This is a genomic window from bacterium (assembly GCA_021372775.1).
GTDB lineage: Bacteria > Acidobacteriota > Polarisedimenticolia > J045 > J045 > JAJFTU01.
Window position 1 is genome coordinate 1 of record JAJFTU010000348.1, and the last position, 7,414, is coordinate 7,414.

A 7,414-nucleotide genomic window follows, 5' to 3' on the forward strand; every position below is an offset into this window, starting at 1 on the left:
GCCGCGGCGCCGGCGGGGCCGCGCTTCGGCGCCGTCCCGGCCGAGGATCCGGATCGCCGCGGCCTCGCCTCGTTCTGATCGACGGGCAGTCCGGGGACGCGCCCTCTCCGCGGGAGGGGGCGCGTCGTCGCGTCCCGGGCCGACATTGTCGGCGGTCCGCCGGCGTCCGAACCTCTCCGCTCCTGCCGCGGCGTGCAGTTTCCAGCCGGCCTCGCGCCGCCCGAGGGTCAAGGATTCATACAGTCCGCCCGATAAGTTTGACGCCGAGCGGAAGTGGGATCGGCGCGACATATCCTTTGGAGGCGGGATGGCGGACGCGGGCCGTGTGTTGCTCGTCGACGACGATCCAAGCGCGCTCGAAGCGCTGGCCAGCGCCCTCGCCGACGCCGGGTACACGGCCGAGGCGGCGAGCGACGGGCCCGCGGCGCTGCGGCTCGTGGGCCAGAAGCGGTTCGACCTGCTGATCGCCGACGCCGACCTGTCGTCGATGGACGGGCCGACCTTGGTCGCCCGCTCCCGCGAGCTCTCGCCGCAGCTTCCCGCGCTCCTCGTCACCGAGGACGGCGCCCCGGACGACGCGCTGCTCGCGCTGCGCGCCGGCGCCTTCGGCGCAATTCCTCGCTCGTCGTCGGCGGCGGACCTCTCGCGCACCGTGGGGCGCGCGCTCGAAGGGCGAGGCGAGCCTTCGTCGGAGCGCGCTCCGGCCGGCGAGCCGGCGCCCGAGCCGCGCGACGAGGCGCGCGAGGGAACGCTCGACGAGTTCGACGAGCTGGTCGGACCGAACCCGCGGATGCAGCGCGTCCTGAGCCTCGTGCGGACCGTCGCCCCCGCCCACAGCTCGGTGCTGCTCGACGGCGAGCCGGGGACGGGAAAGGCGCGCGCCGCCGCGGCGATCCACCGCCGCAGTCCGCGCGCCGGCGGGCCGTTCGTCCACTTCAATTGCTCCGCCTTCGGCGGCGCGGAGGTCGAGCGCGAGCTGTTCGGCCACGTCGAGGGGGCGTTCTCCGGCGCCGCCAGGGCGCGCGTCGGGGCGCTGCGCCGCGCGGACGGCGGAACGCTCTTTCTCGACGAGGTCGCCGACCTGCCGGCGGCGACGCAGATCAAGCTGCTCCGCGCGGTGCAGGACCGCGCGGCGACGCCGGTCGGCGGCGACGACCCGCTGCCGGTGGACGCGCGCTTCGTCGCCTCGACCGAGCGCGATCTGGCCGCGGAGGTGCGGGAGGGCCGGTTCCGCGAGGACCTCTACCTGCGGCTCGGCGTCATCCCGATCCACCTGCCGGCGCTGCGCGAGCGCGCGGACGACGTGCTCGTGCTCGCGAAGCGGTTCCTCGACCGGAACGCGGCGGCCTGCGGCAAGCGGCTCGACGGCTTCACCGAGAAGGCGCAGCAGATCCTCTGCCGCGCGCCGTGGCCGGGGAACGTGCGGGAGCTCGAGAACGCCGTGGAGCGGGCCGCCGTGCTCGCGGCGGGGCCTTTGGTGGACGTGGACGACCTGCCGCCCGACCTGCGCGGCGCGCCTCCTCCGGTGGACGGGGCGCTGAAGATCGAGACCTTCAACCTCGCCGAGGTCGAGGAGATCGTGATCCGGCGCGTCCTCGCGGCGACGAACGGCAACGTGAAGCGGTCGGCGCAGCTGCTCGGGGTCACGCGCGCGACGCTCTACGCCAAGATCCGCCGCTACGAACTGGCGCTGACCCGCTGAGACGAAAGCGCCGCCGGAGTCCCGGCGGCGCCTCGATCCGCGTCCGCGCGGCGCCCCGCTACTTCCAGCGGGTGTCGGTCGACTCGAAGATCTTGTCCGCGCTCTTGGCGACGAAGCCGGGATAGAGCTCGCCGGTCGCCGGGTCCACGTACCGCTTGGCGAACTCGTAGTAGCAGCTCGGGATCACCCGGCGGTCGCCGCCGGCGAACTCCCACTCGACGCGGCAGGCGAGGGTCGAGGACTGCTCGAGCAGGTCGCGCGGCGATCCCTTGATCGCGCCCCCCGATTCGTTGAGCCGGAAGCCGGAGCGGACGAGGTGCTCGTCGAGCGCCTCCAGCGAGGCGAACGACTTGAGCGCGTTGACGGAGACGGTGAAGTGGTTGACGCGCAGGCCGAAGGCGGCCAGCCAGCCGGCGTACTCCGATTCCTCGAGCAGGCGCCGGTAGGCGAGGTAGGAGACGCGCGGCCAGGTCGGCAGGTTCGTGAACAGCTCGGGGGAGCCCCAGAGGCTCTCCGGCACGTGGGCGACGAGCCCCCGGACGATCTTGGCCAGCTCTTCGCTGAACTCCTCGGTCAGCAGCTCGGAGACGAAGACGTGCGGGTAGGCGCCGGAAGGCCGGCGGAACGACATCGCGCGGAGCTTCTTCTCCTCGAAGCGGTACTCGCCGCTCGGCATGTACCCCAGACGGGCGAAGACCGAGGCGACCGACTCGAGCGCCAGCGGCCCGATGTTGAACGTGCGGAAGGCGACGTGGTCGTTGGCGACCGTCTCGCCGCGTTCCTCGAGGAGGTGGTGGATCCGCAGCGCGTCGGGCGTCGTGGAGCAGAAGTCGCGCCAGAAGAAGGCGAACAGTTCGTCCAACGTCGGTTGGGTCACGGCAAGCCTCCGGCGCGCCCGTTCGCGGGCGCGGTAGGGAAGCATACCGCGCTTGCGCGCCGCGACACGGCGCGATAATCTCCACGCTCGCTTGGGGCGAGAGCGGGCGTAGCTCAGTTGGTAGAGCATAAGCTTCCCAAGCTTAGGGTCGCGGGTTCGAATCCCGTCGCCCGCTCCAATGTCCGGCCTCCCACTTTCCGCGAAATTTCCCGACGACGAACGCCTCGGCGCGCGGCGACTCGCGTACGCTGTCTTCGAACCGGCGGGATCCGGATGCGGGACCGGCGCGGGATGCGTACATTCGGACCCACGAGGTCGCGGCGTCCTGCGTTCGGGGACATGGAGAGTCCAAAGCTCATGACGCGCGTGCTGCTGGTCGACGATCCCCGCTTGTTGGCCGAGGTCGAAGGTTCCGCGCTGGAACGGGCGGACCTCGAGATCATCGTGCCGCCGGCCGGGGCGGACATCGAACAGTTCGTGGCCGACCTGCGGCCGGCCGCGCTGGTCGTCGGCGAAGGGGACGCCTGCCCCTACGCCCTCGACCTCTGCCGCCGCCTCCGCTCGAACCCGCTCACCAGCGGCGTCGGGATCATCTACATCGGCATCGGGCTCAACCGGGAGCGGAGCCGCGAGGCGGGGGCCGACGTCTTCGTGCCGCGCCCGTTCACCAGGTTCGAGCTGCGCGAGGCGTTCCTGCGGGTCCTGCGGCTCAAGGACCGGATCGCCCTCCGGCGCCGCGTGGACCTGCCGGTCGAGCTGTCGGTCGGTCGGGACCACGTCCACGGCGCCTGCCGCGACCTGTCCCTCTCCGGCGCCTTCCTCGTCGCGGACTGCGCGGCGGCGGCGGGCGAGCGGGGGCGGATGCTGTTCGAGGCCGGCGGCCGCCGTTTCGAGCTCGGCGTCGAGGTCGTCCGCCGCGGGCATCTCCGTCCCGGGGAGGCGGGGGTCGGGGTGTCGTTCGTCGGTCTGGAACCGGCGATCGGCGTGCAGTTGTCCCGCTTTGTGCGGACGGTCGGCCCGACTGGCTGACTTAAGTCGCCCCAAAACGTTCAAGATCGGGCTAAATTGAGTGCGTGCGGCGAGGCGCCGGTCCGCGGGACCGTCGCGCGCGCCGCGGGGAGGGGATCCGACCGGGGGCGGTCCGGCGCGGCGTTGCCCGCGCCGAGCAGGGAGTTCGTCGATGCACGTGCTGGCAGGCCTGCCGTTGGCCGACGTCGCCGCTTTGCTTCCGGGACTCTTCGCCGCCTTCGTTGGCGCGGCGCTCTTCGGGGCCGGCTTCTGGGCCGCCCGGAGGCGGCGGCCCGACGGGCTCGCGGCGCTGGAGGAGGACGTGGAGCGCCTCGCCCGCGGCGAGTTCGGCGACGTCGCGGCGGAGATCCCGCGCGACGAGCGTCTCGCGCCGCTGGCCGACAAGCTCGGCGACGCCGCCCGCGCCCTCGCCTCCCGCTTCGGTCGGCGCGGCCTTAGGGTCGCGCTCCTCGCCGAGGCGTCGAGCGGCGGCGACGGGGCGGGGGCGATCGTCTTCGACCAGGACATGATGGTCGCCGCGGCGAGCCGCGGCGCGGCCCGCCTGCTCGGGACGAGCGAGGGGGAGCTCGAGGGACGTTCCGCGGCCGACGTGCTCGCGCCGGAGAGCTTCCGCGACCTCGCCAGCCTCGCCGCGGAGCGGCGTCGCGGGCGGGCGCCGTTCACGGCCGACCTGTCGTTCGTCGGCGCGTCGGGCGAGGTTCCGGCGACGGCGCAGGCGACGTGGCTGCCGGGCGCCGAGGGGCGTCTCGCGCTCCATCTCTCGGTCCACGCCGACATGCGGATCGACGAAGTCCCGCAGATCAAGCTGGAGCGGTACTGGGCGATCCTCTCCTACCTGCCGGACGGCGTGCTCGTCGTCAGCGACGGGCGGATCGTCGAGGCCAACCCGCAGGCCCGCAACTGGTTCGGCGAGACGGTGGACATGATCGGGCTCGCGGACCTCGTCGCGCCGGAGGAGCTGCCGGTCGTGATCGACGCCTGCGCGCGCGCCGCGGCGGGGGAGATCCTCGACGCGATCACCTGCCGCCTCGCGCCGAGCGGCTCCGGCCTGGCCCCGATGGAGGCGGAGCTCCTCGCCGCGCCGGTCTGGTTCGAGAACCGCCGCGCGGCGGCGTTGATCGTGCGCGACCTCGGCGAGGAGCGGCGGTACGCGCTGCTCGCGCGGGTCGCCGAGGCGCGCCTCGCCGCGGTCCTCGACGCCGTCGGCGACGCCGTGCTGCTCTTGGCCGCGCCGGCCTACGCCGACGCCGCGTGGCGGGTCGCGGCCGTCAACCGGCAACTGCTGCAGGGGCTGGAACTCGACCCGGCGGGGCTGCACGGGGCGCCGGCGGCGCACGTGCGCGCCGCCGCGGCGAAGCTGTTCAAGGATCCGGCGGCCTTCGAGGCGCTTTGCGCGCAGGCCGAGGCGGCCCCGGAGAGCGGCCACGTCGGCACGCTCGAGCTGGCGGGGATGCGCGGCGGCTCGGTGGACGTCGCCTTCGCGCCGGTGCGCGGCGGCCGCGGCGAACTGCTCGGGCGGGTCGTCGTGGCGCGGGGCGCGGCGCAGATCATGGACGTGGACAACGAGCTCGAGCAGGACGCGGCGAAGATCTCCCGCGCCCGGGCTTCGCTGGCCCAGGCGCGCGAGGCGGCGGAGCGGCTGGAGAACGATCTCGCGGCCAAGGGGGCGCAGCTCGACCACGCGCGGACGGAGCTCGCCGACCTCGAGCGGTCGCGGGCGCGGCTGCTCGGCGACGTCGCGCACGAGCTTCAATCGCCGCTCGTCTCGATCCGCGGCTACTCGCAGTTGGTGCTCGAGGGGCGGCTGGGGAAGGTGAGCGAGGAGCGGCGCCGCGTCGTGGACGCCGCGCTGCGCAGCATCGACCGCGTGCTGAAGATGGTCGGCGACGTGGTGGAGATGGCGCGTCCCGCGGCGGACGGGCCGCTCGACGTGCGCCCCGACGATCCGCGGCGGGCCCTCGCCGAGTCGGTCGAGCGCTTTTCGGGCGAGGCGCGCCGCCGCCGGATCCAAGTGGAGACGCGGATCGGCGAGGTCGGCGGCGACGTGCCGGCCGAGCCGGGCGCCCTGCGGACCGTCTTCGACAATCTGCTCAGCAACGCGGTGAAGTTCACGCGCGACGGCGGGCGGATCGTGGCGACGCTGCAGTCCGGGCCGGAGGGGACGTTCGTCTTCGAGGTCGCGGACAACGGCATCGGCATTCCCGCCGACGAGGTGCCGCGGATCTGGGAGCGGTACTACCGCGGGCGGGGCGCGGTCGGCACGCCCGGATCGGGCGTCGGGCTTGCGACGGTGCGGCGCGTGGTGACGCGCCACGGCGGCGCGGCGGACGTCGAGAGCGTTCTCGGGCGGGGCACGTCGTTCCGCGTCGTCTGGCCGCGGGAGCCGGCGGGAGCGGCGGCGTCGGCGGAGGGCGAGTCCGGGGCCCCGGCGACGCCGGGCGTCGAGGAGCGGGACGCGGAGACGCGCGCCTCGGCGTAGCCCGCCGTCGGCGCGGCGCGTTTCGTCCTCGGCGCGCGGCGGGTCAGCGCGCCTGACGGCGGCGCGCGTCGAAGGCGGCGGCGAGAAGCAGCGTCGCCGCCATCGGCGCGGAGAGCGACTCGACGGCGCCGGTCGTCGGGATCGTCGCGCGGACCGCGGCCGCCTCCAGCGCGGGAGGAAGCCCCGCGACCTCGGCGCCGATCAGCAGCGCGGGCGATCCGGACCAGTCGATCGCGGACGGATCGGCGCCGCCGCGCGCGACGGCGGCGACGAGGCGCCGGTCTCCGGCGAGCAGCTCCTCGGCGAAGCGGTCGGCGTGGAGCGCGCGGGCGGCCGGCAGCCGGTGAATCGCGCCGGCCGAGGCGCGGACCGCCTTCGGTCCCCACGGGTCGGCGCCGGCGACCGCGACGTAGGCGCCCGCGCCGAACGCCGCGGCGCCGCGCACGATCGTCCCCGCGTTGCCGGGGTTCTGCAGCCCCCACGAGACGACGACGACGCCGCCGGCGGCGCGCCGCAGCGCGTCGCGCGGATCGTCGGCGCCCTCGGGAAGTTCGCAGGCCGCGACGAGTCCCGGCCCTTTCTCGGACGGCGCGGAACGGGCGAGCTTGTCCGCTCCCATCGTGTACGTCAGGGCGCCGCGGCGCGCGGCCCCGGCGAGAAGGCGCGCGCTCTCCTTCGCGTCGGCCCTGTCGTCGGCGACGACGATCCAGCGGACGACGGCGCCCGCGTCGAGCGCCTCGGCGACGCCGCGCGGCCCTTCGACGAGGAACAACCGCGCCTCGCGGCGGGCGGCGGGATCGCGCGCGAGTTCCCGCATCTCTTGGGCGAGGCTGCGGGGCGCTGCGGCGTACGCGGGATTCGGCATCGAGTGTGCTCCGTCTGCTGGCGCGCGACGCGTCGCGCGCCCCCGAGTGTCGCCGACCCGCGCCCCTCCATCAACCGACGCCCCCACGCGCCTGCTTCCCCTGCGCGCCCTGCGCCATCGCGGCGCCCGGTCCCCGTCGCAACGCCCGTCGCCATCGCCGCGCCCGGAGAGCGGAGCCGAAAACGACAATCGCGTCGTGCGGCGGGGGGCGGCGGCGGAGCATTGACCCGTCGCGGAGCCGCCGCCCCCCGTCGCGCGGCGCGCGACCATCCATGGACACGCGCCCTGACGCCGCGACGCGCGACGCGTCCCGACGACCGCGAACCACGGCCGCGGCGCGAGGCCATGCAAGATGCACGGGCCATCCAAGAGTGACCATCCCCTCGCGGACGACCATCAACGCGCTCGACCAAAAACGACAGCACGTCGGGCGGCGGGGGCGGCGGCGCAGCCGTTGCCCGG

At 74.7% G+C, this 7,414-nt stretch carries 5 protein-coding genes and 1 tRNA gene; 4 read left to right on the forward strand and 2 right to left on the reverse strand.

Features of this window, described 5'->3' with window-relative positions; all coding sequences use genetic code 11:
* Nucleotides 1-307 precede the first annotated feature (307 nt).
* Nucleotides 308-1,702 (forward strand): sigma-54 dependent transcriptional regulator, encoded by a 1,395-nt coding sequence (locus LLG88_11600; protein MCE5247545.1) that lies wholly within the window; start codon nucleotides 308-310, stop codon nucleotides 1,700-1,702.
* 58 nt (nucleotides 1,703-1,760) lie between these two features.
* Here the strand turns inward: LLG88_11600 and LLG88_11605 are convergent, their stop codons facing one another.
* A complete protein-coding gene (locus LLG88_11605) occupies nucleotides 1,761-2,579 on the reverse strand; it encodes a DUF1338 domain-containing protein (protein MCE5247546.1) in 819 nt (272 codons plus the stop codon).
* Nucleotides 2,580-2,681: 102 nt separating this feature from the next.
* Between LLG88_11605 and LLG88_11610 the strand changes: the two genes are divergently transcribed.
* The 3 genes from LLG88_11610 to LLG88_11620 all read left to right on the forward strand — a co-directional run bounded on the left by LLG88_11610 (nucleotide 2,682) and on the right by LLG88_11620 (nucleotide 6,087).
* Nucleotides 2,682-2,757 (forward strand) — tRNA-Gly (locus tag LLG88_11610).
* Nucleotides 2,758-2,918: 161 nt separating this feature from the next.
* Nucleotides 2,919-3,608: a PilZ domain-containing protein gene (locus LLG88_11615; GenBank protein MCE5247547.1), complete on the forward strand. Its 690-nt coding sequence runs from the start codon at nucleotides 2,919-2,921 to the stop codon at nucleotides 3,606-3,608.
* Between the two features lie 151 nt (nucleotides 3,609-3,759).
* A complete protein-coding gene (locus LLG88_11620; GenBank protein MCE5247548.1) occupies nucleotides 3,760-6,087 on the forward strand; it encodes a PAS domain-containing protein in 2,328 nt (775 codons plus the stop codon).
* A 43-nt stretch (nucleotides 6,088-6,130) separates the two neighbouring features.
* On the opposite strand, the gene LLG88_11625 is transcribed toward LLG88_11620, so the two are convergent.
* Nucleotides 6,131-6,952, reverse strand: coding sequence for an RNA methyltransferase (locus LLG88_11625; GenBank protein MCE5247549.1), 822 nt, complete (start codon nucleotides 6,950-6,952; stop codon nucleotides 6,131-6,133).
* Nucleotides 6,953-7,414 lie beyond the last annotated feature (462 nt).